The sequence below is a fragment of the Bacillus sp. S3 genome (genome assembly GCF_005154805.1).
Classification (GTDB): Bacteria; Bacillota; Bacilli; order Bacillales; family Cytobacillaceae; genus Neobacillus.
Genome location: NZ_CP039727.1, coordinates 5,207,740 through 5,231,076, shown reverse-complemented (window position 1 = coordinate 5,231,076; position 23,337 = coordinate 5,207,740). Strand labels below are relative to the sequence as shown.

Annotated in this window: 24 protein-coding genes; 22 read left to right on the top strand and 2 right to left on the bottom strand. The window is 46.6% G+C overall.

Annotated features, from left to right (window positions below; translation table 11 throughout):
- Positions 1-141 precede the first annotated feature (141 nt).
- The 22 genes from FAY30_RS24960 (at position 142) to nuoN (ending at position 22,268) form a co-directional block, all read left to right on the top strand.
- Positions 142-2,403, top strand: a complete 2,262-nt coding sequence (locus tag FAY30_RS24960) for a S8 family serine peptidase (RefSeq protein ID WP_149872371.1) — start codon at positions 142-144, stop codon at positions 2,401-2,403.
- Positions 2,404-2,844: 441 nt separating this feature from the next.
- Positions 2,845-3,111 (top strand): hypothetical protein, encoded by a 267-nt coding sequence (locus FAY30_RS27695; RefSeq protein WP_263315251.1) that lies wholly within the window; start codon positions 2,845-2,847, stop codon positions 3,109-3,111.
- A complete protein-coding gene (locus FAY30_RS24950; protein WP_223821034.1) occupies positions 3,011-3,343 on the top strand; it encodes an ATP synthase subunit I in 333 nt (110 codons plus the stop codon). Before FAY30_RS27695 ends, FAY30_RS24950 begins: the two co-directional genes overlap by 101 nt.
- A 22-nt stretch (positions 3,344-3,365) precedes the next feature.
- The gene (atpB, locus tag FAY30_RS24945; protein ID WP_149872369.1) at positions 3,366-4,076 is read left to right on the top strand and encodes a F0F1 ATP synthase subunit A; all 711 of its coding nucleotides are present in this window, start codon (positions 3,366-3,368) and stop codon (positions 4,074-4,076) included.
- A 68-nt stretch (positions 4,077-4,144) separates the two neighbouring features.
- Complete coding sequence (atpE, locus tag FAY30_RS24940) at positions 4,145-4,357, top strand: F0F1 ATP synthase subunit C (protein WP_007086158.1); 213 nt, start codon at positions 4,145-4,147, stop codon at positions 4,355-4,357.
- Between the two features lie 237 nt (positions 4,358-4,594).
- Positions 4,595-5,122, top strand: a complete 528-nt coding sequence (locus FAY30_RS24935; RefSeq protein ID WP_149872867.1) for a F0F1 ATP synthase subunit B — start codon at positions 4,595-4,597, stop codon at positions 5,120-5,122.
- Positions 5,119-5,655 (top strand): F0F1 ATP synthase subunit delta, encoded by a 537-nt coding sequence (locus FAY30_RS24930; protein ID WP_149872368.1) that lies wholly within the window; start codon positions 5,119-5,121, stop codon positions 5,653-5,655. The genes FAY30_RS24935 and FAY30_RS24930 overlap by 4 nt, the downstream gene beginning before the upstream one ends.
- 211 nt (positions 5,656-5,866) lie before the next feature.
- Positions 5,867-7,378 carry a F0F1 ATP synthase subunit alpha gene (gene atpA / locus FAY30_RS24925; protein ID WP_149872367.1) on the top strand — a complete coding sequence of 504 codons (1,512 nt, stop codon included), beginning with the start codon at positions 5,867-5,869 and terminating at the stop codon, positions 7,376-7,378.
- A gap of 120 nt (positions 7,379-7,498) precedes the next feature.
- Positions 7,499-8,356 (top strand): ATP synthase F1 subunit gamma, encoded by an 858-nt coding sequence (gene atpG, locus FAY30_RS24920; RefSeq protein ID WP_149872366.1) that lies wholly within the window; start codon positions 7,499-7,501, stop codon positions 8,354-8,356.
- A gap of 185 nt (positions 8,357-8,541) precedes the next feature.
- A complete protein-coding gene (atpD, locus tag FAY30_RS24915) occupies positions 8,542-9,963 on the top strand; it encodes a F0F1 ATP synthase subunit beta (RefSeq protein WP_149872365.1) in 1,422 nt (473 codons plus the stop codon).
- A gap of 20 nt (positions 9,964-9,983) precedes the next feature.
- Positions 9,984-10,391, top strand: coding sequence for a F0F1 ATP synthase subunit epsilon (locus FAY30_RS24910; protein WP_149872364.1), 408 nt, complete (start codon positions 9,984-9,986; stop codon positions 10,389-10,391).
- A gap of 1,135 nt (positions 10,392-11,526) precedes the next feature.
- A complete protein-coding gene (locus FAY30_RS24905) occupies positions 11,527-11,901 on the top strand; it encodes an NADH-quinone oxidoreductase subunit A (RefSeq protein ID WP_149872363.1) in 375 nt (124 codons plus the stop codon).
- On the top strand, positions 11,892-12,404 hold the full coding sequence (locus FAY30_RS24900; protein ID WP_149872362.1) for a NuoB/complex I 20 kDa subunit family protein: 513 nt from the start codon (positions 11,892-11,894) through the stop codon (positions 12,402-12,404). The genes FAY30_RS24905 and FAY30_RS24900 overlap by 10 nt, the downstream gene beginning before the upstream one ends.
- Positions 12,405-12,407: 3 nt before the next feature.
- On the top strand, positions 12,408-13,769 hold the full coding sequence (locus FAY30_RS24895; RefSeq protein ID WP_149872361.1) for an NADH-quinone oxidoreductase subunit C: 1,362 nt from the start codon (positions 12,408-12,410) through the stop codon (positions 13,767-13,769).
- A 3-nt stretch (positions 13,770-13,772) separates the two neighbouring features.
- Complete coding sequence (locus FAY30_RS24890; protein ID WP_149872360.1) at positions 13,773-14,873, top strand: NADH-quinone oxidoreductase subunit D; 1,101 nt, start codon at positions 13,773-13,775, stop codon at positions 14,871-14,873.
- Positions 14,873-15,877, top strand: a complete 1,005-nt coding sequence (nuoH, locus tag FAY30_RS24885) for an NADH-quinone oxidoreductase subunit NuoH (RefSeq protein ID WP_149872359.1) — start codon at positions 14,873-14,875, stop codon at positions 15,875-15,877. The genes FAY30_RS24890 and nuoH overlap by 1 nt, the downstream gene beginning before the upstream one ends.
- Before the next feature lie 124 nt (positions 15,878-16,001).
- A complete protein-coding gene (gene nuoI, locus FAY30_RS24880) occupies positions 16,002-16,421 on the top strand; it encodes an NADH-quinone oxidoreductase subunit NuoI (protein ID WP_149872358.1) in 420 nt (139 codons plus the stop codon).
- Positions 16,418-16,939, top strand: a complete 522-nt coding sequence (locus FAY30_RS24875) for an NADH-quinone oxidoreductase subunit J (RefSeq protein WP_149872357.1) — start codon at positions 16,418-16,420, stop codon at positions 16,937-16,939. Before nuoI ends, FAY30_RS24875 begins: the two co-directional genes overlap by 4 nt.
- Entirely contained in the window at positions 16,936-17,250 is a 315-nt protein-coding gene (gene nuoK, locus FAY30_RS24870) for an NADH-quinone oxidoreductase subunit NuoK (RefSeq protein WP_149872356.1), read from the top strand. The genes FAY30_RS24875 and nuoK overlap by 4 nt, the downstream gene beginning before the upstream one ends.
- 153 nt (positions 17,251-17,403) lie before the next feature.
- Positions 17,404-19,272: an NADH-quinone oxidoreductase subunit L gene (gene nuoL, locus FAY30_RS24865; RefSeq protein WP_149872355.1), complete on the top strand. Its 1,869-nt coding sequence runs from the start codon at positions 17,404-17,406 to the stop codon at positions 19,270-19,272.
- Positions 19,269-20,777 carry an NADH-quinone oxidoreductase subunit M gene (locus tag FAY30_RS24860; protein ID WP_149872354.1) on the top strand — a complete coding sequence of 503 codons (1,509 nt, stop codon included), beginning with the start codon at positions 19,269-19,271 and terminating at the stop codon, positions 20,775-20,777. The genes nuoL and FAY30_RS24860 overlap by 4 nt, the downstream gene beginning before the upstream one ends.
- A gap of 6 nt (positions 20,778-20,783) precedes the next feature.
- The gene (gene nuoN / locus FAY30_RS24855; RefSeq protein ID WP_149872353.1) at positions 20,784-22,268 is read left to right on the top strand and encodes an NADH-quinone oxidoreductase subunit NuoN; all 1,485 of its coding nucleotides are present in this window, start codon (positions 20,784-20,786) and stop codon (positions 22,266-22,268) included.
- A gap of 272 nt (positions 22,269-22,540) precedes the next feature.
- Here nuoN and FAY30_RS24850 read toward each other — a convergent pair whose 3' ends face one another.
- Entirely contained in the window at positions 22,541-22,720 is a 180-nt protein-coding gene (locus FAY30_RS24850; RefSeq protein ID WP_149872352.1) for a CsbD family protein, read from the bottom strand.
- A gap of 78 nt (positions 22,721-22,798) precedes the next feature.
- On the bottom strand, positions 22,799-23,098 hold the full coding sequence (locus FAY30_RS24845) for a hypothetical protein (RefSeq protein ID WP_149872351.1): 300 nt from the start codon (positions 23,096-23,098) through the stop codon (positions 22,799-22,801).
- Positions 23,099-23,337: the final 239 nt, after the last annotated feature.

Here is a 23,337-nt window from a genome sequence, read left to right as displayed (position 1 = left end):
TAATCAAAGGGGCTGCCCGTTTTTGTATACTTTCCCCGTCAAAGGAAAACGCTAGTTAGAAAAGCGCAAGCGCGCTGGAGCTAGACATTTCTCAAAGTCGAAACTTATAAATTCTTGTATTAGAAAAAGGGGAATTCTTACATGAAATTACTGCTTGCCATTCTTCTCGCAATTCAAACGCCCAAAATACTGGTCCACCCGCCGATTCATACGCCTGATGTCGCGATTGTTGTCCTCGAAAAGCAGCAGACAGAACAGGAAATCCAACAGCTCCTCTCCCCCTATAAAGATGTGAAGCTGCGCCGGGTGTTCCAGGAGGCGATTGATGGCTTTTCGATTGAAGGCAGCCCGGAAGCAATCGCGCGGCTCGCCAAGCAAAAGCACATTCTCAACGTCTCGCCGGTTAACCAATACCAGGTGCAAACAGAGGAAAGTGTTAAAATCATTGGCGGAGAAGAGGTCCGCGGTTTTTTTGATCAAAAAAATGAACGGCTTACCGGGAAGGGCGTGACGGTTGGGGTTATCGATACCGGCGTCGATTATACCCATCCCGACCTGCAAAGGAATTATGCCGGCGGCCATGACCTTGTCGATAACGACCGCGATCCGATGGAAACTCTTGCTAAAGGAAAGGCGACCATTCATGGCACCCATGTCGCCGGCATCATTGCGGCGAATGGAAAAATAAAAGGCGTTGCACCGGAGGCCAAAATTGTCGCCTACCGCGCACTAGGTCCCGGCGGCGGTGGAACAACCGAGCAGGTGCTCGCGGCCATTGACCAGGCCATTAAAGACAAGGTTGATATTGTCAATTTGTCACTTGGGAATAGTATTAACGGGCCGGACCTGCCGATCAGCCTTGCCCTCAACCGTGCTGTCGATAAAGGAGTGGTCGCGGTGGCGGCTTCCGGCAATTCCGGGCCGAATATCTGGACAGTCGGCTCACCCGGCACAGCCTCGAAGGCCATTTCCGTCGGCGCCTCCACCCCGACGATGGCAATTCCCTCATTATTAATAGAAGGAACGCGGGAAAAAATTCAGCTCCAGCCGATGGAAGGCTCTGATCAATGGGCGATTGACCGCTCTCTGGAGCTGGTGGATGGCGGCATCGGCAGGAAAAGTGAGCTAAAGCAGGTTCAAGGGAAAATCGTGCTGATGCAAAGGGGAACATTGACCTTTTCGGAAAAGGCGAAAAATGCACTGGAAGCGGGCGCTAAAGCGGTGCTGATCTACAATAATATGAGCGGCGGGTTCATGGGAAACCTCGATCACCAAATGAACATCCCTGTTAGCTCGCTCTCGAAGAGTGACGGAGTGATTTTACAAAAAGAATTAAAAAAGCGAAGTGTGACGGCACGGGTCTCGGTGCGCGCGGAGCGGGACCGGCTTGCGGATTTTAGTTCGCGGGGGCCGGTGACGGGGACGTGGGAGATTAAGCCGGACCTTGTGGCGCCGGGGGTGGCGATTCATTCGACGATTCCGGGCGGATACTTGAGTCTGCAGGGGACGAGTATGGCGGCGCCGCATGTGGCGGGTGCGTGTGCGCTGATCAAGCAGGCCCATCCGGATTGGACGCCGGAGCAGATTAAGGCGGCGTTGATGAATACGGCGAAACCGCTGGTGAACGGCACTCCTGGCGAGGGGGCGGGGAATTCGAACCGTACGGCTGGTAATTCCGACGGCAATCCCGCTTTTGTGAACAGGAACAGCGCCGCGTCGTCGTTTTACCGCACGTATGAGCAGGGTGCCGGGAGAATCCAGGTGAACGAGGCGATACAAGCGACATCGCTTGTGTCGCCGAGCAGTATCCGGTTTGGCAAGTATACCGGTACGGGTGGCAGTCATAAAGTACAGTTGCATGTTGAAAATACGGGTGATAAAGCGCAGCGGTATTCTTTTTCGATTCCGAAACGGACGGATGGGCTCACGTGGCGGTTCCCGCTATCGTTTACTTTGGAACCGAAGCAGTCAAAGGAGATGACGGTGGAGCTTATGGTCGATCCCCTTGTTTTTAAGGGCAAGATTCATGACGGCTTTTTACAATTACAGGCTGGTGCGAAGACGATTCAGATTCCGTATTTGTATGTACTTGAGGAGCCGGGGTATCCACGGGTGATGGGATTTGATTTTCAGCCGGGGGACAGGCCGGGTGAGTATCGCTATGAGGTGTATTTACCAGGCGGGGCGGAGGAATTTGGCATCGCTTTGTTTCATCCGGAGGATTATCGTTTTGTCGGCTTTTTGGACACGTTAACAAATGTGAAAAAGGGGATGCTCCGCCAGACCCTTGCTGCTGAGAAGCTGCCGGCTGAAGGCAGGTATCTCGTGAAGGTTTTTGCTAAAATGGCTGGTAAGGAAGATTTTATTGAAACGATGATTATGATTGAAGGGAAAACGGAGTAAGGTGCGGGGGCCTCATGCCCCCTCTATGCCAATTGGTACGATCTGCCAATTTTGTACGAAAGTTCACAAAATTGACACAAAGTTGTCTAAAATCGTTCAAAATTTCCACTACAATGATAGTGTAAACTAAAAATTTTATATGGAAGAAATTTCGGAGCTTGTTTGTGGATTAATTCACGTAAACTCATTGACATTGACTGGTGCCTATTGTATGCTAACAAAGGGTGTGGATGGTAGGGTTTTCATTATTTTCAAATAGAATTTAGTAGTAATAAAAGACCTCTATCACTTTCCCAAAATACCTCAAGTCCGGTGCAGTTTCTCTCGGTAAACAAGGAGAGAAATAGACCGCAATTCATTTAAGGCTCTTGGCCCAAATGTCCGCAATTTTCTCACAGTCTTTGTGGGAGCCACTCAGTCACTATTTATTCAGGAAGATGGTTGGATCATGATTGGGACACAGAACCAATTTTCTTAATACTCGGATTGTTCGCAGGACGTGCTGAAGGTGTTTATTCGATGATGTACTCGGATCCGTCATTTCTTTTCAGGAGATTAGCCAACCATGCCGGAATTTCAATTACTATTTGCAAGACAGAAAAGATGGATGTTCTTTTTATTAGCTATTTATGTACTCGGCTGGGGGTTCACGTCTTACCAATCTATCTTTATGGGATTGGTTTTTGGGACGAGTTTGAGCCTTTTTAATTTGTGGTTAATGGTCCGAAAGATGAAGCAGTTTGATCATTCGCTCTCACAAGGGAGAAGGGTACGATCGCTCGGATCTTTTTCAAGGTTTGCGACGGCGGCGCTAGCTGTCGTGGTTTCGATGAGGTACCCGGAACATCTCAACCTCATCAGCGTAGTTATAGGGTTAATGACATCCTATATTGTCATTATGATAGATTTTTTTATACACTCTTTGCAAATACATAAGTAACGGGGAAGCGAGGTGAAAATTGTTGGAACACGGAGCACATATAGTTGAATTTATGGGGCTGTATTTTAACATGGGGAACGTGTTGATGATCACTGTTGCCTCTGTCATAGTTTTTCTCATTGCGGTCCTATCTACTCGTAAGCTTGCCATGAAGCCGACAGGCATCCAGAACTTTATGGAATGGGTCATGGACTTTGTTAAGAATATTATTAATAGCACGATGGATTGGAAAGACGGCGGACGATTCCATGTTCTCGGGATTACCATTATGATGTATGTCTTTGTAGCCAATATGGTGGGATTGCCGTTTTCAGTCGTTATCAATGGTGAGCTTTGGTGGAAATCACCAACTGCCGATCCGGCTGTCACATTAACATTAGCCATTTTAGTAGTAGGTTTATCACATTTTTATGGGGTAAAAATGCGGGGAACAGCTGCATACGGGAAGGAATTCTTTAAACCGTTCTGGTTCATGTTCCCAATCAAAATTATCGAAGAGTTTGCCAATACTCTGACTCTTGGTCTCCGTCTTTACGGAAACATTTACGCGGGTGAAATTCTTTTAGGATTGCTCGCAGGCGGGCTGGCAACTGGTGTCGGCGGTCACTTAGCCGCTATCTTACCGATGCTCGCATGGCAAGGCTTCTCAGTCTTTGTCGGCGCCATCCAGGCATTTATCTTTACCATGTTAACAATGGTGTACTTGTCTCACAAAGTGAGCAGCGACCATTAATATAATAACCGTTCATTTATTGAACAAAAAATAAAAATTTTTATACATTCCAAGGAGGAAAATTTCAAATGGGTCTTTTAGCAGCAGCAATTGCAATCGGTTTAGCGGCATTAGGTGCCGGTATCGGTAACGGTCTTATCGTATCTCGTACAGTTGAGGGTATCGCTCGTCAACCAGAAGCTCGTGGTATGCTTCAAACAACAATGTTCATCGGGGTTGCGTTAGTTGAGGCGATTCCTATCATCGCGGTTGTTATCGCGTTCATGGTTCAAGGTAAATAATTTTAGTTTCCAACCAATAAACGTTCCAAAATGGCGAAGATCATTTCCATGAGAACCTTCGCCATTCGTTTATGCCTATGATTATTAAGTTTATGCTTATGCTTATGCATATTAACATTATGGCAATAGCAGTAAGGGTGTCAGGCACCATTTAGTGGGTTTGCACCGTGATGATGTTGAAATTTATTTGATTGATATATTTGTTTTGGACGACTCTTGAAGGGAGTGAAGTGCGAGGTGTTAACAAGCAGTCTTGTACTAGGCGCAGCGGCTGGACATCAGTTTATTAATACTGGTGATATTATATTCCAATTGATCATGTTTATCGTCTTGATGGCATTGCTGAAGAAGTTCGCATGGGGTCCATTAATGGGCATTATGAAAGAACGGGAAACACACGTTGCAAATGAAATTGCTGCAGCGGAAAACAGCCGTCAGGAAGCGAAGAAACTATTAGAAGAACAACGTACACTATTAAAAGAAGCTCGTACGGATGCACAAGGTTTGATTGAATCAGCGAAAAAGCAAGGTGATTTGCAGCGTGAGGAAATCATCTCTACAGCCCGCGGCGAAGCTGAGCGCATTAAAGAATCAGCCAAGCTTGAAATCGAGCAGCAAAAAGAAAAAGCGGTTGCCGCTATTCGTGAACAGGTTGCAAGCCTATCAGTCTTAATTGCTTCTAAAGTAATTGAGAAGGAATTGAGTGCAGCCGATCAAGAAAAACTTATTAACGAATACATTCAAGAGGCAGGAGAAAGCCGATGAGCAGCTCTATGGTAGCAAAACGCTACGCGCTGGCTCTTCTGCAAATTGCAAGAGAACAACAGCTTCTTGGAGTAATAGAAGAGGAACTTCGTGTAGTGAAGGAAGTTGTACAATACAACCCTGAAATAAAGGCTGTTTTGAAATCTTCTAAGCTTTCACTTGAGAAGAAGAAGGAGATTGTCACTCAGGCTTTCGCTTCAGTCAATGTAAATGTACGCAATACACTGTTGATCTTAATCGATCGCCACCGCGAAGATGAAATCGTGAACGTGGCAAATGAATTTTTACAATTGGCAAATGAGGAAATGGGAATTGCCGAAGCGGTAGTCACAAGCACACGTGCATTGACAGATGCTGAGCGCAGCGCCATCTCTTCCGTATTTGCTGCGAAAATTGGCAAGAAATCACTTAGAATTGAAAATATCGTTGATTCCAATTTGCTCGGAGGCGTGAAGCTTCGCATTGGAAATCGTATATATGACGGCAGTTTGCGCGGCAAACTAGATCGTTTAGAACGTAAATTGTTAAGTTAAGACGAAAAGCGGAGGCGACCGTTAAGCGCACGACAGGACTGGAGGGCTTCGACTGAGATAAAGGAAACACGAAGAGCGATAGTGATTCGATGTTGACTTATCGTAGGGAGAAGACCGAAGTACACTAGTCGCTGGGAGCCGGAGCTGGACAATTATCGAAGTCGCATGTTGCGAAAATTATATGGAAGTATTGTAGATAGGGGTGAAACTCATGAGCATCAAAGCTGAAGAAATCAGTGCCCTGATAAAAAAGCAGATTGAAAACTATCAGGCGGAAATTCAAGTGACTGATGTCGGTACAGTTATCTCCGTTGGTGACGGTATCGCTCGTGTTCACGGCCTTGACAATGTCATGGCTGGAGAACTTGTTGAATTTTCAAACGGCGTTATGGGTATGGCACAAAACCTTGAAGAAAATAACGTCGGTATTATCATCCTTGGACCTTTCACTGAAATTCGTGAGGGTGACGAGGTTCGCCGTACAGGCCGCATCATGGAGGTTCCCGTTGGTGAGGAACTAATTGGACGAGTGGTAAACTCACTAGGTCAGCCAATTGACGGCATGGGACCAATCAATGCAACAAAAACCCGCCCTGTTGAGCAAGTTGCTACAGGCGTTATGGCTCGTAAATCCGTTCATGAGCCATTACAAACTGGTATCAAAGCGATTGACGCACTTGTGCCAATCGGACGCGGACAGCGTGAGTTAATCATCGGTGACCGTCAAACAGGTAAAACATCTGTTGCCATCGATACAATCATTAACCAAAAAGGCCAAGACATGATTTGTATCTATGTTGCCATTGGACAAAAAGAATCAACAGTACGTAACGCTGTTGAAACACTTCGTAAAAATGGCGCATTAGAATACTCAATCGTTGTATCTGCATCTGCATCACAGCCTGCGCCAATGCTATTCTTAGCACCATATGCAGGTGTTGCGATGGGTGAAGAATTTATGTTCAACGGCAAACACGTATTAATCGTATACGATGATTTAACAAAGCAGGCATCTGCTTACCGTGAGCTTTCCTTGTTACTTCGCCGTCCTCCAGGCCGTGAAGCCTATCCAGGGGATGTATTCTACTTGCACAGCCGTTTATTAGAGCGTGCAGCGAAATTAAATGATTCACTTGGTGCCGGTTCGATCACTGCGCTGCCATTTATCGAAACACAAGCAGGGGACGTTTCTGCTTATATCCCAACAAACGTTATCTCCATCACAGATGGACAGATTTTCTTACAATCCGACCTATTCTTCTCCGGTGTTCGTCCGGCGATCAACGCAGGTCTTTCAGTATCCCGTGTAGGGGGCTCTGCCCAAATCAAAGCAATGAAAAAGGTTGCAGGTACACTGCGTCTTGACCTTGCTTCCTACCGTGAATTAGAAGCATTTGCTCAGTTCGGTTCAGACCTTGATAAAGCAACACAAGCAAAGCTTGCCCGTGGTGCGCGTACAGTTGAGGTATTAAAACAAGATCTTAACAAGCCGCTTTCAGTAGAAAAGCAAGTTATGATTCTTTACGCATTAACACGCGGCTTCCTTGATGATGTTCCAGTACAGGATATCCGCCGTTTTGAAGGAGAATTCCATAACTGGTTAGACCACAACCGCAAAGACTTGTTAGACCAAATCGTAACAACGAAGGATCTTCCAGCTGACGAAGATATGGCATCAGCCATCAACGCCTTCAAAAAGACGTTTGCCGCTTCTGAACAATAAGGTCTAATATAGTTCGAAGGTGCCTGACCCCTCTTTCACCATTCAATTGTAATTGAAATGGGATTGAAGGGTCAGACCCCTTGAAAAAGAACATTCTTTGAATGAGGGTGGTGAGAACCAATGGCTTCATTACGCGATATTAAAACGCGGATTAATTCGACGAAAAAGACGAGTCAAATTACAAAAGCGATGGAAATGACATCTGCAGCAAAGTGGAACCGCGGTGTTATGAATGCGAAAGCGTTCGTTCCTTATATGGAAAAAATCCAAGAGGTAACAACATCGATTGCATTAGGTGCAGGCGGCGTGATCCATCCGATGCTGACACATCGTCCGGTAAAGAAAACGGGTTATATCGTCATGACCTCTGACCGTGGTCTTGCAGGTGCATTCAATAGTAACGTCATCCGCCGTGTCCATCAAACCATCCTAAGCCGTCATAAATCCAATGATGAATTTGCGATTATTGCGATTGGCCGGGTAGGGCGTGACTTTTTTGCGAAACGCGGGTATAACGTTGTCCTTGAAATCGCTGGTGTTTCTGACCAGCCGAGCTTTGCAGATATCAAGGATATCGCAAACGCTACAGTAGGCATGTTTACAGACGGAACAATAGATGAAATATATTTAACTTACAGTCACTATATCAGTGCCATTTCGCAGGAGGTAACGGAGAAGAAGCTGCTTCCGTTAACGGATTTAACGACTTCCCACAAGCTTATTTCCTATGAATTTGAGCCAAATGCAGAAGAAATACTAGAAGTTCTTCTCCCGCAATACGCAGAAAGCTTGATTTACGGTGCGCTATTAGACAGCAAATCAAGTGAACATGCGGCGCGGATGACCGCAATGAAGAACGCAACCGACAATGCCAAGGAATTAATCAATTCCTACACACTAATCTACAACCGTGCGCGTCAAGCTGCGATTACACAGGAAATCACCGAAATCGTCGGCGGTGCCGCAGCGCTGGAGTAAGATTATTTTTTAAAAATGAACCCCGTTTACGGGTGCTTGATAAGTTTTGTTTACGGATGCGGGTCAGCAGTTGAGACTCTATTCCTAAAACAGATACGGGTATAGTGTCTTAAGACAAGGTTCATTTTGCAAAAAAATGAACCAACTATGCTTGTTTCGGAACAGTATGTAAGGAGGGAAAAATGATGAGCAAAGGACATATTCTTCAGGTTATGGGTCCGGTTGTTGACGTTAAGTTCGATAATGGCCAGCTTCCTGAGATTTACAATGCGCTGAAAGTCGTAAGAAAAGCGCAAAATGCATCTGAAGTGGATATCAACTTAACCCTTGAAGTAGCCCTTCATTTAGGTGATGATACAGTTCGTACAATCGCGATGGCATCTACTGATGGTGTGACCCGCGGTTTGGAAGTAGAAGATACTGGTAAGCCAATTTCCGTACCGGTAGGCGAGCCAACGTTAGGCCGTGTGTTTAACGTACTAGGTGAAGCAATTGACTTGAAAGAGGACATTCCTGCTAGTGCCCGCCGTGATTCGATTCACCGCGAAGCACCAACGTATGAAAATCTTTCAACTGAGGTAGAAATTTTAGAGACTGGTATTAAGGTAGTTGACCTCTTAGCTCCATATATTAAGGGTGGTAAGATTGGTCTGTTCGGTGGTGCCGGTGTAGGTAAAACCGTATTAATCCAGGAATTAATCAATAACATCGCGCAAGAGCACAGCGGTATTTCCGTTTTCGCTGGTGTTGGGGAGCGTACTCGTGAGGGGAACGACCTTTTCCACGAAATGACGGATTCCGGCGTTATCAAGCAAACAGCGATGGTATTCGGACAAATGAACGAGCCGCCAGGTGCACGTATGCGTGTTGCCTTGACTGGTTTGACGATGGCTGAATATTTCCGTGATGAGCAAGGACAAGACGTGTTATTGTTCATCGACAATATCTTCCGTTTCACGCAAGCAGGTTCTGAGGTTTCAGCGCTTCTTGGCCGTATGCCATCTGCTGTTGGTTACCAGCCGACACTTGCTACGGAAATGGGTAAATTACAAGAGCGTATCACTTCAACTAATAGAGGTTCTGTTACATCGATCCAAGCGATTTACGTTCCAGCCGATGACTACACTGACCCGGCTCCGGCAACAACTTTCGCTCACTTAGATGCGACAACAAACCTTGAGCGTAAGCTTTCTGAAATGGGTATTTATCCTGCGGTGGATCCACTTGCTTCAACTTCTCGTGCCTTGTCACCTGAGATTGTTGGCGAAGAGCATTACGATGTTGCTCGTCAAGTACAGCAAACATTGCAAAAATATCGTGAATTACAGGATATCATCGCGATTCTTGGTATGGACGAACTTTCCGATGAGGACAAGTTAATCGTTCAACGTGCGCGCCGTATCCAGTTCTTCTTATCACAAAACTTCCACGTTGCTGAACAGTTCACTGGTCAGCCGGGATCATACGTACCAGTTAAAGAAACGGTTAAAGGGTTCAAGGAAATCCTTGAAGGTAAATATGACCATCTTCCAGAAGATGCGTTCCGTCTTGTTGGACGTATTGAAGAGGTTGTTGAGTCCGCAAAACGCATGGGCGTAGAAGCCTAAGGGCGCCAGGAGGGTAAAAAATGAAGACGATTAAAGTCAATGTTGTTACTCCCGATGGCCCGGTGTATGAATCAGATGTGGAAATGGTTAGTACGAAGGCTCAAAGTGGTGAGCTGGGCATTTTACCTGGACACATTCCGATGGTGGCTCCGCTCGAAATTGGTGCTGTGCGTCTGAAGAATGGCGGCAAAACTGAATTTGTTGCCGTCAGCGGCGGATTTTTAGAGGTTCGTCCTGATCAAGTGACGATTCTTGCCCAATCGGCAGAGAAAGCATCTGATATTGATGTGGAACGTGCCACGAGAGCGAAGGAACGTGCAGAGCAGCGGATGAGAGATCAGAAGCTTGAGCATATTGATTTCAAACGTGCAGAGCTTGCGATGCGCCGTGCCATCAACCGCCTCGCCGTATCGGAACATAGATTTTAGAATTTATATAAAAGCAGAACCCCTCCCGGTAAAGTTGGAGGGGTTTTTTTGTGGTTTGGTGTGGTTTTTACCATATTCAATATGTTTAAGTGCCTGAAAAAGGTGGTTTGAGGGGAGATGGAAAGTAATATAGTAAAAGTGGAAAGTAAATGGAGGCAAGCGGACAGTAAACTGGTCAAAGTGGAAAGTAAATGTTGCAAAGCGGAAAGTAAATTGTTCGAAATGGAAAGTAAGAAAGGTGTAGCAGTAGTGAGTGGTTGATTAAGTGTTCAAATTTGTTGATAAAAGTGTAAAAGTTGTTGATAAGAAGCGGAAAGTTGTTGATAGAAGAGCAAAAGTCGTCGATAAATGGTTCAAAGTCGTTGATAAGAGGAATTTTGTGTGAAAAGGTCCAACAATTACCCCACTGCCAGCCTTTTGTCTGGCTATTTAATGGTAGGAAAGGGCTAGTTTATCTGTAAACGGCATGATAAGGACAATTCTGCATATGATGGTAGGGTAAATAACTTAATACCAGTCGATTAGTATTTTGATATAAGTTAACATGAGTGCTGATACATATTGAGTGTAGTAATGGTGTGATGATGCCCTGTTATTTTTTTAATGGGAGGATGGAAAGTGAACAATTAATGACAAATCTCACTGACATTGGTAGGATTATGATATTAAATAGGGGTTGTTGTCGAATTTTTAATGTAGCTTGGCGGTTATCCAGGCACGTCTCTTCCGCTGACGCTCCAGATCACGTGCACCTGTACCCGTTCTCTGGAATGGGTATTGCCGGTTCGCTTTTGCGGCATCTCTGAAGTGAATTCAGGAAGCCTTTCAGCGAGATCACGCAAAAGCTCATAGGAGGGGACCCCTTGTCGACGGACCGGTGCAGCTGTAATTTGGAAATCCATCGCCGGTGCTGTCGCACCTGCGCTTCGGAAGATCACCGAAGCTTGCGAAAATCTTGGTAAAAAGCCACTTTGGAGAGCGAGCTCTCCAGCGGCTTTTTACCAAGATTTTCGCGGCGATGGAATTTCCAATTTATATTAGATTGGCTTGTCGACAGGGGTTTGTAACAATGCTATAATGAATTCGGTTACAATATTCATTAGTATGAAAATTTACAACATTGGAGGGGATAGACATGGAACTTCTAAATGTATATCAGAATAACTATCTGATAGTTTTTGTGTTTCTATGTCTTGGGGTGCTGCTGCCTGTGGTGGCGTTATATTTGGGTAAACTTCTGCGTCCGTTTAATCCGAGTGATGCGAAGTATACCACATATGAGAGCGGTATTGAGCCATTTCACGATTCCCGTGTGCAGTTCAATGTCCGCTATTATATTTTTGCCCTGATGTTTGTTATTTTTGATGTAGAAACGGTGTTTTTATATCCATGGGCGGTCGCTTATGATAAACTGGGCATTTTTGCGCTCGTCGAAATGCTAATTTTCGTAGCGATGCTGTTAATTGGCCTAGTGTATGCTTGGAAAAAGAAGGTGCTACGATGGATTTAAAACTAGAAAACTTATCACCTGCGGAAATCAAAGAGTTAGAAAGAAATGTATTTTTTGCCACGCTGGAGCAAATTAAGGGTTGGGCACGGAGTAATTCCTTGTGGCCAATGACATTTGGTCTGGCTTGTTGTGCGATTGAAATGATGGGTACCGGTGGCGCAAACTATGACCTTGACCGTTTTGGGACGATTTTCCGTACGTCACCGCGGCAGTCGGATTGTATGATTGTTTCCGGTACGGTTACGAAAAAAATGGCGCCAATCCTGCGCCGGTTATATGACCAAATGCCGGAGCCGAAATGGGTAATTGCCATGGGTTCCTGCGCGACTGCCGGCGGACCGTATGTCAAGTCGTATTCGGTAGTAAAGGGTGTCGATCAAATTGTACCTGTTGATGTCTATATTCCTGGATGCCCGCCAAACCCGGCCGCATTAATTTATGGGATTAATAAATTAAAAGGAAAAATTCGTTACGAAGCGAAGACTGGGAAGAAGGTGATTTAAGCAATGAGCGGGGAAAAAGATCTCGATCAATTAAAGAGAGAAGCCGCTGAGAAGGCTAAAGCTGCGGCGTTAGCGAAGCGTAAGGCGAAGGAAGCGGGAGTTGCGGAACCGAAGCCGAAGCCGTCCGAACCGAAAGCGGCAGAAACACCAGCAGCAGCTGGCGATGATGCTGATTTAGCAAAGAAAAAAGCAGCAGCGGCCGCGAAGGCGAAGGCTGCGGCGCTGGCGAAAAAGAAACGCGAAGGCATTGCCGATGAACCTGTAACTGCAGCTGAAGAAGTAACTGCGGCGGAATCTGCACCACCAGCTGACGAAGTACCGGCAGCGGGCGATGCGGATGACCTGGCAAAGAAAAAGGCAGCAGCGGTTGCAAAGGCAAAAGCGGCAGCAGCAGCAAAGCGGAAGGCAATGGAACTGGCAGGAGGCAGCGCGCCTGCACAGGCTGGCGATGAAGCCCAGGCTGCAGAGGCAAGCAGTGCGGCAGACAGCAGCGGCGATGCCGACGATTTAGCGAAGAAAAAAGCAGCAGCGGTCGCCAAAGCAAAAGCGGCGGCAGCGGCAAAGCGCAAAGCGATGGAATTAGCCGGAGGCGACGCACCAGCAGAAGAAAGTGCGCCAGCAGGTGACGATGCGAAAGCGAAAGCAGCGGCAGCAGCCAAAGCAAAAGCAGCGGCGGCAGCAAAGGCAAAGGCAGCAGCGGCGGCCAAGGCCAAAGCGGCCGGAGCGGGAGCTGGGTCGGATGCAGCGGCAGGCGGCGATGATGAGAAAGCGAAGGCCATTGCGGCGGCGAAAGCCAAGGCGAAGGCAGCGGCAGCGGCCAAAGCGAAAGCAGCAGCCGGCGGCAAAGCAGCCGACACAGCAGCAGCGGAAACGGCGGCAGCGCCATCACCCAATCAGCCTTATTTAGATAAGTATGTAAAGGTGATTGCTGAAAACCTGGGTGCAGATGTTTTAGAAGACTCTTATATTAATAAACTATCCAAAGATGTTCCGACACTTGTGGCAAAGCGTGATACATATTTTAAAGTGGCTCAATTTTTAAAATACAATGAGCTGCTAGGGTTTGACTATCTATCTGAGCTGCATGGGACGGATTTTGAAACACACATGGAAGTCTATGTTCACTTATACTCATACAAAAATCGTCAAACAGTGGCGTTAAAAGTGAAGATTGACCGCGATGAACCAACAATCGAGTCCTTGCAGCCAATTTGGGCAGGAGCAAACTGGCCTGAATGTGAAGCTTATGATTTACTGGGAATTAAGTTTACAGGACATCCGAACTTGCATCGGATTCTGCTGGGCGAAGATTGGGTTGGCCATCCACTGCGCAAAGATTATGAACAGTACGATGTGGAGGTGTAGAGGGTGATCAGAACAGAAGAAATGTTACTAAACGTCGGTCCTCAGCACCCTAGTACGCACGGAGTATTCCGGCTTGTCATTAAAATTGATGGAGAAATCATTACCGAGGCAACACCAGTTATCGGGTATCTGCACCGCGGAACTGAAAAATTGGCTGAGAATCTGCAGTATACACAGATTATTCCTTATACTGACCGGATGGATTATTTGTCAGCGATGACCAATAACTATGTGATTTGTCATGCGGTTGAAACAATGATGGGGACTCAAGTGCCGGAACGGGCAGAGTATCTGCGTGTAATTGCGATGGAGCTTGGACGCGTTGCGAGCCATCTTGTGGCCTGGGGCACATACATCCTTGACCTTGGGGCGACTAGTCCGTTCATCTATGCTTTCCGTGATCGTGAAATGATTATCAATATGCTGAACGAGTTATCAGGCGCACGGTTGACGTTCAACTATATGCGTGTCGGCGGCGTGAAGTGGGATGCACCTGAAGGCTGGATTGACAGGCTGAGAGATTTTATCCCATATATGCGTGAGCAGCTTGCAGGCTATCATGAGCTTGTCAGCGGCAACGAAATCTTTTTGGACAGGGTAAAAGGGATTGGCCGCTATACGAAAGAAGAGGCGCTTCAATACTCCCTGAGCGGACCGAATCTGCGCTGTACCGGCGTGAAATGGGACCTAAGGAAAGATGAGCCTTATTCGATTTATGATCGCTTTGAGTTTGATGTTCCGACAGCGGAGGAAGGGGATTGCCTGGCCCGTTATAATCTTCGTCTAGCTGAGATTGAACAATCGCTGAGAATCCTGGAGCAGGCAGTGGAACAGTTTCCAGCAGAAGGAGAAATTTTGGCGAAGGTGCCGAAAATCATTAAGGCGCCAAAAGGGGAAGCTTTTGTCCGCATTGAATCACCGCGCGGCGAAATTGGCTGCTATATTGCCAGTGACGGCAAAAAGGAACCGTATCGCTTAAAGTTTAGAAGACCATCATTCTATAATCTGCAAATTCTCCCGAAACTACTAGTAGGCGAAAATATTGCAAATCTGATTGCTATTTTAGGGGCAATTGATATTGTCCTTGGGGAGGTGGACGGCTAATGATGGAAGAGTTGCTCCATTCAAGTCCCGGCTGGGTGAATTTTGGGATCTTCTTTTTAATGGGAGTGGTCTTGCTTTTAGTCGTATTAGGCTTCGTTACCTACGGAATTTTAGCAGAGCGGAAGGTTATGGGGTACATGCAGCTCCGCCACGGTCCAAACCAATTGGGCGGTAGATTCGGTTTGCTGCAAACCGTTGCCGACGTTTTGAAGCTTTTACTAAAAGAGGATATTATTCCGAAGGCAGCTGACCGGCCATTATTTATTCTGGCACCGATTGTTGCGTTTGCGCCATCATTCATGGTATTGGCAACATTGCCGTTTACCGATAAGTTTCAGTTTGCCGATATTGGTGTCGGCTTGCTTTATTACATTTCCGTATCCGGGTTAACCGTCTTTGGAATGGTGCTCGGCGGCTGGGCTTCGAATAACAAGTACGCCCTTTTAGGCGGCATGCGGGCAGCGGCACAGATGATTTCCTATGAAATCCCGCTTGTGATGTCCGTTATTGGAGTTATTCTGTTGTCCGGAAGTTTAAATCTAAATACAATAGTCGCACAACAAGAGCATGGCTGGTTTATTTTATTGCAGCCAATTGGCTTTATCGTCTTTTTTATCGCATCGATTGCGGAATTAAACCGGACACCGTTTGACTTGCCGGAGTCGGAGAACGAACTTGTTGCCGGCTACTTCGTTGAATATGCCGGATTCCGCTGGGCATTCTTCATGCTTTCCGAGTATGTGTATGTATTTGGAATGTCGGCTCTGACAACGGTTGTGTTCCTTGGAGGCTGGCTGCCGCCATTCGCATTCCTTGGCTTTATTCCTGGGGCCGTATGGTTTGCTCTTAAATTCTGTGCCGTCGTCTTTATGTATTTCTGGATCCGCAGCACGCTGCCGCGTTTCCGCGCTGACAGACTCATGGAATTTGGCTGGAAAGTATTGCTGCCAATCGCCTTGGCCAACATCTTCCTAACCGCCATACTCAAATCACTATTCTTCTAATAGGTGAACAACTAGAACCATCAAAATGGTGCCTCACACCAATACAAGCATTCCCACTGTGTAAGTGGTAAGAATGGTGCCTGACACCGATAACAATTTTTAAACTGTAAAAGGGGTGAAAAACGTGCTTGGAGTATTTAAAGGCTTGAAATATACCCTGAAACAATTATCGCGGGAGAAGGTTACGTACGATTATCCAAATAAGCCGCTTCCGCTGCCAGACCGCTTTCGCGGGATCCAAAAGTTTTATCCGGAGAAATGTATCGTATGTAATCAGTGTGCACAGATTTGCCCGACGGATTGTATTCAATTAACGGGTAAAAAGCACCCGGACCCGACGAAAAAAGGGAAAATCATTGACACGTACGACATTAACTTTGAAATCTGCATCCTTTGTGACCTGTGTACAGAGGTGTGCCCAACAGAAGCCATCATCATGACGAATAACTTTGAGCTCGCCGAATACAGCCGGGACATGTTATTTAAGAACCTGGAATGGTTAGATGAAAACGACGAAAACATACGGCAGGTGAATAAAGCATGACATTTTCAGGCGAATTCCTCGCTTTTATGGGAATCGCACTTGTTGCGATCATCGGGGGCGTGCTTCTGTTGAACCTTAATAAGGTTGTTCATATGGTCGTTGCCCTCATCTTCACTTTCGTCGCCATCGCCGGCATTTATGTACTGCTGTCTGCCGAGTTTGTGGCAGCCGTGCAAATTCTGATTTATTCAGGTGCGATCACGATCATCATGCTATTCGGAATCATGTTAACGAAGCATGATGATGAAAGTGAACCAAAGACAGGCAAATGGCGGAAGATCCTGGTGTTTTTAGGAATCTTAGGCTTTGCTTTTGCCGTCTACATCGGCATTTACAATTTCAATATTGAACAAGTACCGACCCAGCTGCATGAAAACAATACCTTCCAAATTGGAGAGGTCCTTTACTCAAAATATGTGATTCCGTTTGAGTTAACATCGGTATTACTCTTAGTCGCACTAGTTGGTTCGATTATCTTAGCTAAAAATGAGAAGAAGAAGGAGGCGGATGAGGAATGAGTTCAGTTCCCGCTTCAGCCTTCCTGGCACTTGCACTGATATTATTCTGCATCGGGTTGTACGGTGCGTTGACGAAAAAAAACACCGTCATCATCTTGATTTCGGTCGAATTGATGCTGAACGCCGTTAACATTAACTTGGTGACCTTCAGCAAATACGGGTTGAACCCGTCAATCACAGGTCAAATCTTCGCCCTGTTTGCCATCTGTGTGGCAGCAGCCGAAGCAGCTGTCGGACTTGCGATCTTAATTTCGCTTTATCGCAGCAAGAAAACCGTCAACATCGACGAAATGAACACAATGAAAAACTAAACGTAGACAGACAACTTTGGGTGTCAGGCACCATTACTCCTACGCGAGAGTGGTAAAGGGTGTCAGGCACCATAATCGACAAAATTCGGGTCGTGACAGGCATGCTTCTTCGCTGCCACCCATGTCACCTCCTGGATAAAGGGGATAGTGATAATGATGGAGAATGCATGGCTCATACCGCTTTTCCCGCTATTATCGTTTTTGATCCTTCTTCTATTCGGTAAGCGACTGAAGGAGGCGAGTGCTTATGTGGGGATTCTTCTCACGCTGGCATCGCTTATCTATTCGATTTTGGTGTTATTTGAGCGCTTTTCAGAGCCAACATACAGTATAAAGTTTGACTGGCTCACGATAGGAGATCTGCATCTAACAGCGGGCTTTGAAGTGAATCAATTAAATGCATTGATGCTGTTTATCGTATCGCTCGTAAGTTTCTTAGTACATACCTACTCCAAAGGGTACATGCATGGAGATGAGCGGTTCCCAGTATTCTATGCTTATTTAGGATTATTTACGTTTGCAATGCTCGGCCTGGTGATTTCGCCAAACCTTTTGCAAACCTACATTTTCTGGGAGCTTGTTGGTGTTGGTTCCTTCCTATTAATCGGTTTTTATTATTACAAAGAAGAAGCAAAGGCTGCTGCCAAAAAGGCGTTCATCATGACCCGTATCGGGGACGTGGGCCTCTTCATCGGCATGATCCTGCTCTTCTGGGAAACAAAATCATTTGAATACAGCGAAATTTTTGCAGCGGTTGACGCTGGTGCTGTATCGCAAACAATGATTACCTTAACGGCCATCTTAATTTTCATCGGAGCTGTCGGAAAATCAGGTCAGTTCCCGCTCCACACATGGCTTCCAGATGCGATGGAAGGTCCGACACCTGTTTCGGCCCTCATCCACGCCGCCACAATGGTTGCTGCCGGGGTATATTTAGTCGCTGCCTTATTCCCGCTGTTCGCAGCGAGCAAAACGGCGCTGTTAACCATTGCCGTCATCGGCGCGGTCACCGCCATCTTTGCTGCAAGCATCGGCCTTGTGCAAACGGATATCAAACGAGTACTCGCTTACTCAACAGTTTCACAGCTCGGCTACATGATGCTGGCACTCGGTTCCGCCGGATACGTTGCCGGTGTGTTCCACTTAATGACACACGCATTCTTTAAGGCGCTCCTGTTCCTTGCTGCCGGTTCCGTGATCCATGCGGTCCATACGCAGAACATCGAGGAAATGGGCGGACTTTGGAAAAAATTAAAACTGACCGGGCCGCTATTCTTAATCGGAACACTCGCCATCAGCGGTGTGCCGGGGCTTTCCGGATTCTTCAGTAAAGATGAAATTTTAATCGCTGCCTGGGAAGGCGGACATCCTGTTCTCTTCCTGCTCGCACTGATCGCAGCATTCATGACAGCATTCTATATGTTCCGCTTGTTCTTCATGGTCTTCACCGGTGAAGCACGAGGCACGCACAAAAATGTACACGAATCACCAAGCAACATGACCTACCCGATGATTCTGCTCGGCATCTTAGCTGTCATCGCCGGTTATGTGAACACACCATGGTTCGGTTCGTTCCTTGGCGACTGGCTTGTCGATGGCAACCCTGCACTCGGTCACGGCCATATCGAAGGACCAGCTTGGATTATGATCGCGGCAACCGTTGTTTCCTTAGCGGGAATCTACCTTGCTTACTTGATGTACAACAAACGCAGCATCGCCCGCAACGCCATTAGCGGCACGGGGGACACGCTGCACACGATTTTACTGAACAAATATTATGTCGACGAGTTTTATAAAATGACCGTCATCGCCGCAACAACTGCGATCAGCTATTTGGCTAAATTCATCGATGTCTTCATTGTTGAAGGACTTGTCAAAGGCGTTGTCGGCATTGTTCAAGGGCTTGGCCAAACTGGTTCGAAAATGCAGAGCGGCCAGGTTCAAACATATGGGGCAGTCGCCTTCATCGGACTTGCACTGCTCGCCGTCATCTTTGCGTTAACAGGGGGGTACTTACGATGAATTTACATTCCGTTCTATCAATCCTAGTATTCTCCCCAATACTCGGAATCATCGTTTTGGCCTTCATGCCGAAACAATCAGAAAAAGCAATCAAACTAGTCGGTTTCTTAGCGACGCTGCCGGCATTATTCTTGGCGCTCGCGGCCTATCTCCATTTTCAATGGGGCAAGGACCTCGCTGACTTTGCGGTCTCAAAAGCGTGGATCCAATTTCGCGGACTAGGCGTTCAAGAGCCGTTTTTTGCGGTGAATTATGAGCTAGGCCTCAGCGGCTTTCAACTGCTGCTCGTGGTCCTGACTGCCATCGTCGCGACACTATCAGCGATTGCCGCTGCACGGTTTGTGAAAAAGGAATGGAAAGGCTACTTCATGCTGTTCCTTCTTTTAGAAATCGGCATGCTTGGCGTCTTTACCGCTGAGAACTTAATCCTGTTCTTCATCTTTTTCGAGGTGACCCTCATCCCAACGTTCTTCTTAATCGGAAAATGGGGCTATTTTGAAAAAGAAAAAGCGGCTTACAGCTTCTTAATTTATAACGGTTTAGGATCAGCCGTGCTCCTGATCGTCATCATGATTCTGTTCGCAAAAACAGGTACAACAAATATCGACTTATTGACACAAATGATGGCCGACCCAAGCGCACCGCTTTCGAGCGACCTGAAAATGGGACTTCTTATTGGCCTATTGATTGCGTTTGGTGTTAAACTGCCAATTTTCCCATTGCACAGCTGGATGCTGAAGGTGCACGTTCAAGCACCGCCATCCGTTGTTATGATCCACTCTGGGATTCTATTAAAAATTGGTGCGTACGGCTTAATTCGTTTTGGAATGGGGATTTTTCCCGAGCAGTTTGGAACCCTTGCGACGCTGATCGCGATTCTTGGGGTCATCAACCTCCTCTACGGGGCATTCCTGGCGTTCATTCAAACAGATTTTAAAATGGTTTTGGCTTATTCATCGATTTCCCACATGGGCATTGTGCTCATCGGACTTGCGGCGTTAAACGAGGCCGGGGTGCAGGGAGCGATTTTCCAAGTAGTGTCGCACGGCTTGATTTCGGCGTTATTGTTCTTCCTCGTCGGCGTCCTGTACGAGCGGACCGATACATCTTTAATCGAAAATCTCGGCGGTATGGCGAAGGGGATGCCGATTGCCGCAGGCTTCCTGCTTGCAGGCGGGATGGCGTCACTCGGACTTCCTGGTATGTCCGGATTCGTCAGCGAATTTATGGCCTTCCTTGGCCTGTTCCAGGGATTGCCGTGGATTGCTGCTGTCGGAACGATTGGAATTATTATGACAGCTGCCTACTTGCTGCGCGCCGTTCTCGGCATCACTTATGGCAAGTCGCACCGTGAATTCACCGGCGTGCTTGACTTAAAAGGTGTGGAATTCGTGCCTGTCGTTGTTCTTATGGCTTTAATCGTGTTAATCGGTGTTTATCCAAGTGTTCTAAGCTCTCCGCTGCAAACTACACTGGAAACCATCATGCTAGGGTTAGGAGGGTGATGAAGGATGGATTTAAAGACATTGACATCATTTAACTGGAGTGTCATGACACCAGAGTTCATCATCCTTGGTGTCACCGCACTACTGACATTGTTAGATTTATTTTTGCCGAAAAAAACAGATCGCCGCATCCTTGGGTGGATCGCCATTGCCGGGGTTGCTGCAGCGATCGTTGCAGTATTCAGCCTGCTTGGCACGGAGCCGACGTCGATTTTAGAAGATACCTTCACGCTTGATGCGTTTGGGAAGGCGTTTAAAGTGATCTTGCTTGCCGGCTCGGGGCTGGTCCTGTTTTTAGCCATCAGCTATAAGGCAAAGGATGGACTTGAAGAGTACCGCGGCGAGTTTTATTACTTGTTCTTAACCGCCTTGCTGGGTGCAATGATTATGACGTCAAGCGGCGACTTAATCACGTTATTTATCGGCTTAGAATTGTTATCTATTTCTTCTTATATATTAGCGGGGATCCGCAAGCACAACTTACAATCGAACGAATCCGCGATGAAATACGTCATTAACGGCAGTATTGCCACAGCGATCACTTTGTTTGGGATGAGCTATGTGTACGGCTTAACCGGCTCAACCAACTTATTCGAAATCGCGACTACCTTAGCGGCAATTACCGACGGGCAGCAGTCTTACTTGATCGGCCTTGCGTTCTTGATGATTTTCGTCGGCTTGTCATTCAAATTGGCAGCGGCACCGTTCCACATGTGGGCGCCTGACGTCTACCAAGGAGCGCCGACACCGGTGACGGCTTTCTTAAGTGTCATTTCGAAGACAGCCGGCTTTGTCATCGTCATCCGTATCCTTGTTGCTGTTTTTTACAATGCGGCACCAGAGGCTACTGGACAGGGCATCCTGTTCAAAATGCATGATTATCTTGCGGTTATTGCCGCGGTGACAATGATTGTCGGTAACGTCGTTGCCCTGAAGCAATCGAATATTAAGCGAATGTTCGCGTACTCCAGCATCGCCCATGCCGGGTACATCCTTGTCGCATTGACGACGATGAGTTCGAACATGGTGTATTCCATCTGGTTCTACCTGCTCGCTTACATGTTAATGAACCTTGGCGCATTCGCAATCATCCAAGTGGTATCCGAGCAATCCGGCGGGGCGAAGATTGCAGACTTTGCCGGTCTTTACCGCCGCTCACCGATCCTTGCCGTGCTGATGGGCATCCTGCTTGTTTCCTTAGCGGGCTTCCCGGGCACAGCCGGATTCATTGGCAAATTAAACATCTTTGTCGGCGCCTTTTACGGCACGCCGCACTATGTGCTGGCATCAATCATGATCGCCACCACCGTTGTGTCCTACTTCTATTATTTCGGCGTCATGACGCAAATGTTCTTCCGTCCGGCAACTGATGACCGCAAGCTGAACATTCCATTCGGCATCGTCGTCGTCCTGCTCGTCGCAGTCGTCGGCTCCGTGCTGTTCGGCATCATGCCAAACATAGCGCTGGACTTCTTGAACAATTTGAAGTGATTTATTGGGGGAAAAATCCGCGGTCAATTTAAAGGGGTAATTTTAAAAAAGACGAGGCTTGGGGGAGCCTCGTCTTTTTGTCGTTAATCGACGACTTTAGATGGTTTATCGACAACTTTGGATGGTTTATCAACGACTTCCGACGTCGTATCAACAACTTTGGATGGTTTATCAACGACTTTTCCGCCTTTATCAACAACTTCCCATTTTTAAGCTTAAAAGCCAGGCGAATAGCCTGGCAAGGTCATTGTTTTTATGTGTTTAGGGTGGGATTAGTCGAGTTTATCCTTCACTTTTTCCTTTACTTCGCCGACGCCTTCCTTCACTTTACCCTTTGCTTTATCCCACTTACCTTCCGCTTCTGTTGAACGGTCGTCCGTTAATTTGCCCCATTGCTCTTTCGCTTCGCCTTTCACCTGGTCCACGCTGCCTTTTAATTTGTCCTCGTTCATGTCTAGTTCCTCCTATCAATCTATGAATGTTTGTTCTACTTTTGTATTTTCCCTATTTATAGCAAGCTAAACTTCTTTTTAAGGATTATCCGGTGCATCCTTGTTTTCACCATCATTGACACCGTTATCCTGATCGACACCATCGCCGACACCTTCATCTTTCAATTTATCCTCGACATCATTCTTGATATCTTCCATATTGTCTTTTGCGTCTTTAAAGCTGTCATTCGCTTCCTTTTTTGTATCATTATCAACCTGATCTTTTTGCTCGCCATCGCTAATGCCGTTATCCTGATCGACTCCGTCACCGCAGCCGGCCAAACCGCCAAATGTCAGAATCGCCGCCAAACCGCCTGTTAGAAGTGTTTTCTTATTCATGTTAACTCCTCCTTTTTTGTGATTCGATCTGGTGACTGTATTCCCGCCAAATAGGTAGCTGAAACTTATTTTTCCACAAGAAAACTTAATCTAATGAAAAATCACCTCTTATACATCAGCGAATTCTTCTATCATTACGGACTTCTTCATTCAATGAGCGAATTTCTTGCTCCAATGAGCGAATTTCATAAGTTAATGAGCGAATTCCGACGATTAACGAGCGAATTTCCCCATTCAAT

Bases quoted from the DNA above. Each gene is read 5' to 3' on its own strand.
- FAY30_RS24900 (WP_149872362.1), top strand. From the start codon at position 11,892: ATGGATTTAAAACTAGAAAACTTATCACCTGCGGAAATCAAAGAGTTA.
- atpD (WP_149872365.1), top strand. From the start codon at position 8,542: ATGAGCAAAGGACATATTCTTCAGGTTATGGGTCCGGTTGTTGACGTT.
- FAY30_RS24910 (WP_149872364.1), top strand. From the start codon at position 9,984: ATGAAGACGATTAAAGTCAATGTTGTTACTCCCGATGGCCCGGTGTAT.
- FAY30_RS24845 (WP_149872351.1), bottom strand. From the start codon at position 23,098: ATGAATAAGAAAACACTTCTAACAGGCGGTTTGGCGGCGATTCTGACA.
- atpG (WP_149872366.1), top strand. From the start codon at position 7,499: ATGGCTTCATTACGCGATATTAAAACGCGGATTAATTCGACGAAAAAG.
- FAY30_RS24930 (WP_149872368.1), top strand. From the start codon at position 5,119: ATGAGCAGCTCTATGGTAGCAAAACGCTACGCGCTGGCTCTTCTGCAA.
- FAY30_RS24860 (WP_149872354.1), top strand. From the start codon at position 19,269: ATGAATTTACATTCCGTTCTATCAATCCTAGTATTCTCCCCAATACTC.
- nuoH (WP_149872359.1), top strand. From the start codon at position 14,873: ATGATGGAAGAGTTGCTCCATTCAAGTCCCGGCTGGGTGAATTTTGGG.
- FAY30_RS24960 (WP_149872371.1), top strand. From the start codon at position 142: ATGAAATTACTGCTTGCCATTCTTCTCGCAATTCAAACGCCCAAAATA.
- FAY30_RS24850 (WP_149872352.1), bottom strand. From the start codon at position 22,720: ATGAACGAGGACAAATTAAAAGGCAGCGTGGACCAGGTGAAAGGCGAA.
- FAY30_RS24875 (WP_149872357.1), top strand. From the start codon at position 16,418: ATGACATTTTCAGGCGAATTCCTCGCTTTTATGGGAATCGCACTTGTT.
- FAY30_RS24950 (WP_223821034.1), top strand. From the start codon at position 3,011: ATGTTCTTTTTATTAGCTATTTATGTACTCGGCTGGGGGTTCACGTCT.
- nuoK (WP_149872356.1), top strand. From the start codon at position 16,936: ATGAGTTCAGTTCCCGCTTCAGCCTTCCTGGCACTTGCACTGATATTA.
- FAY30_RS24905 (WP_149872363.1), top strand. From the start codon at position 11,527: ATGGAACTTCTAAATGTATATCAGAATAACTATCTGATAGTTTTTGTG.
- nuoL (WP_149872355.1), top strand. From the start codon at position 17,404: ATGATGGAGAATGCATGGCTCATACCGCTTTTCCCGCTATTATCGTTT.
- atpE (WP_007086158.1), top strand. From the start codon at position 4,145: ATGGGTCTTTTAGCAGCAGCAATTGCAATCGGTTTAGCGGCATTAGGT.
- nuoN (WP_149872353.1), top strand. From the start codon at position 20,784: ATGGATTTAAAGACATTGACATCATTTAACTGGAGTGTCATGACACCA.
- FAY30_RS24895 (WP_149872361.1), top strand. From the start codon at position 12,408: ATGAGCGGGGAAAAAGATCTCGATCAATTAAAGAGAGAAGCCGCTGAG.
- atpA (WP_149872367.1), top strand. From the start codon at position 5,867: ATGAGCATCAAAGCTGAAGAAATCAGTGCCCTGATAAAAAAGCAGATT.